Raw genomic sequence first — 2,859 nt, 5'->3', positions numbered from 1 at the left:
GCCCCAGCCCCAGGGGGGCATATCGGAGCGCCCACCCCCGAAGCCCCGGGCGGGCGGGACGCGTGCCCACCGCACGGTCCGTGGCCCACAGCACCACGGGGAACACCACCGCCACTTCCTTGAACAGCAGGCCCGCGAACCACAACAGGCCCGCTCCCACGCCCCATCGCCATGAGCCGGAGCTCCCCACCATGAGGCGCACCGAGAGCAGGACCATCAGCGTGGCCGCGACGTCCATACACCCACTCACCCAGGCCACCGACTCCGTGTGCACGGGGTGCACGGCGAAGAGCAGCGCGCCGGCGAGCGCGGCCCAGCTTCCTGCCTCGGAGAGGTTCTCCCCGGGGCGACGGAGGCACTCACGCAGGAGCCATCCCACCAGGAGCGACGCCAGGCCATGCAGGAGCATCAGCACGAGGTGGTGCGGCCAGGCCGTGGTGCCGAAGAGCGCGCGTTGCGCGAAGAACAGCACGTGGGCGAGCGGCCGGAAGTAGCTCTCCGCGGGGCTGCGATCCACCTGGGAGGTGGGCTCGTCGTCGAACGCGAACAGCGGGCGCTGGAAGGCCTCGGCCAGCGTGTCCAGCGAGCGCAACCACGGGTTCTGCACCACGAGCGGGATGTCGTCATAGACGAGCCCGTTGCGCAGCGTCCCCGCATACACCGCCAGCGCCGTGACGAAGACGAGGAGGGAGTGCGGAGAAGGACGGAGGGAGCTGGGGCGCGCGGCGGAGGTTGCCATGAGGGGCCTCGAAAGCTCAGGGCCAGAAGGACGGGATGACGGCGGATTGAAACGCCGCGAGGGACGGACTCGCGGCGCCCACGCGTTCGCGCGCTCGCATGACGCGCCTCAACGTCCGCCCGTTTCCGCGGTGGGCGCGGGCAAGGCGGGAGGAGGCGCGCCACCGACGTCCAGGGGCTCCAGCCGGAAGGGGTCCGGGGCCTTGCCGGGCACCATTCGGAAGAAGCGGCGATCCGGGAACCGCGGTCGCAGCTTCTCCGCGAAGCCCGGCCCATCGTGCAGGACGATGAGGTCCTCCTCGTAGCCCGGGTGCGGAGGCGGCCACTCCAGGACGAAGCTCCCCACCTTCCGGAACGCGGGCACTTGATTCCAGGCCACGGCGTACTGAGGCGCCAGCACCACCGCGCGCCCCAGCCCCGCGTCATTCAGGTACGCCTCCATCGACTCGTGGATGAGGGCCTGCTCTCGCAGGGCCAGCGCGTTGCGCATGTCGAAGATGCCCAGTCCGACCACCAGGGAACCGAGCACTCCCGCCATGACTGTCGCGGACGGCAGCTCGGCCCGGCGGGCCACATCCACCAGCCTCCGCAGCCCATGCACGGCCACCAGCGCCAGCGCCGGCGCGCATTCCGAATAGTGAATGGGACCCACCGAGTGGATGCCGTGGTTGTCGTGGAAGAGCCCCAGCCCCAGCAGCGCCAGCACCGACAGGAGCAACAGCTTCGTCAGCCGGTCCCACGACGCCCCGACTCCCACGAGGAGCACCCCCACCGGCCCGAGGAACCACACCGCGAGCATCAACGCGTTGTAGCTGGTGTTCGCGCCGAAGCGCTCCAGCATCGAGGCGTCATGCGCGGAGAGCTTCGCCGGGAAGGTGTACATGGACACGCGCGCGGGGAGCAACGCGTCCCCCGTCACCGCATGGTTGAAGGCGAGGAAGGCCACCACCGCCGGCAACCAGCCCAGCACCAGCCCTCCCAGGCACGCTCCCACGGGCAGCTCCCGGCGCACCAGCCGCCAGAGCACCCAGAGGTAGAACGGCGCCAGGAAGAAGAGGGTCTCGAACGGCCGGCACAGGAAGGAGACACCACTCACCAGCCCCAGCCACGTCCACCAACGCCCGCCCTTCTCCTCCGCCTTGAGGAAGCACACCACCGCCACCGACAAGGCCGCGCGGGACAGCAGGTGCGCATGAGCGGTCATCGACAGCAGCGCGGACATCGGTGACAGCAGCACCAGCAGCGCGGCCACCCCACCCCACGCCGGGCCCAGCCGCCGGGTGGCCACCCAGGCCACCACCACCGCGGGCACCGCCGCCGCCAGCGAGAAGACGAGCGAGCCCGTCCCCGTCAGCTCCCCCAACGCCCACGCCACCTGCAGCCCAAGCCACTCGAAGCTGGAGCCCATGCCATCCCGCACGTAGAGGAAGATGGTGGGGAAGGACTCCAGCGGGTCCGTCAGCTTCACCAGGAACCTGCCGCTGGCGAGCACCTGCCCACCGAAGCGAGCCGCCTGCTCGTCATCCGTGATGGGACGGTCCAGCAGGAACACGAAGCGCCCGACTCGCGCGAGCAGGAAGGCCACCACCGCCACCAACACGGCTCCAGCGCGCCGCTCCTGCGCGCTCAGCGCCTCCAGCCGGCGCCACATCCGGACCGCTGGCGCCGACAGCCCATGCACGAGCGACAGCCCCAGCAGGACGCCTCCCGGCACCAGCAACAGCGCGTGGCCCAGCCACTGGTACAGCTCTCCGGAAGAGCTGGCGCTGAAGGGCATGCGGAAGGAGACGGTCAGCCCGGGTGCGGTCTCTTTCAACCCGAAGAAGGCCGCCACCAGAAAACACCCCAGGGCGCCCTGGGCCACCGCGTTCCATCCCGTACTGCCACGAGCCGAAGTCATCGCTCTCGTGGGGTAGCACACCCCTCGCGCGCCGGGCAAAGCCGCAAGCACGGACGCGAGGACGAACAGGGGGCAGGCAGCCCCTCAGCGAGCCCGCTGGCGCCAGCCCCAGATGGCCTCGGGTGCCTCCGGCCCCAGGTGGAAGAGCACATCCAGCACCGTCACCGCGTGCTCGAAGGGTGGATGGGGCTGGGGGTACGTCTGTCTCTTATAAACATCTG

3 protein-coding genes are annotated in these 2,859 nt (G+C 70.3%); all 3 read right to left on the bottom strand.

The window, feature by feature from the left end; translation table 11 throughout:
* On the bottom strand, positions 1-739 hold a 739-nt coding region (locus HR086_RS46080), incomplete at its 3' end, for a hypothetical protein (protein ID WP_217442227.1).
* A 108-nt stretch (positions 740-847) separates the two neighbouring features.
* A complete protein-coding gene (locus tag HR086_RS46075; RefSeq protein ID WP_174468830.1) occupies positions 848-2,638 on the bottom strand; it encodes a glycosyltransferase family 39 protein in 1,791 nt (596 codons plus the stop codon).
* Positions 2,639-2,722: 84 nt separating this feature from the next.
* Positions 2,723-2,859 (bottom strand): WbqC family protein (locus HR086_RS46070; RefSeq protein WP_174468829.1); only part of this gene is annotated, 137 nt, incomplete at its 5' end.

The sequence above is a fragment of the Myxococcus sp. CA039A genome, from assembly GCF_013336645.1.
Classification (GTDB): domain Bacteria; phylum Myxococcota; class Myxococcia; order Myxococcales; family Myxococcaceae; genus Myxococcus; species Myxococcus llanfairpwllgwyngyllgogerychwyrndrobwllllantysiliogogogochensis.
Note: the sequence above shows the minus strand (reverse complement) of the source record. Positions and strands in the feature narration are given on the sequence as shown.

Bases quoted from the DNA above. Each gene is read 5' to 3' on its own strand.
- HR086_RS46075 (WP_174468830.1), bottom strand. From the start codon at position 2,638: ATGACTTCGGCTCGTGGCAGTACGGGATGGAACGCGGTGGCCCAGGGC.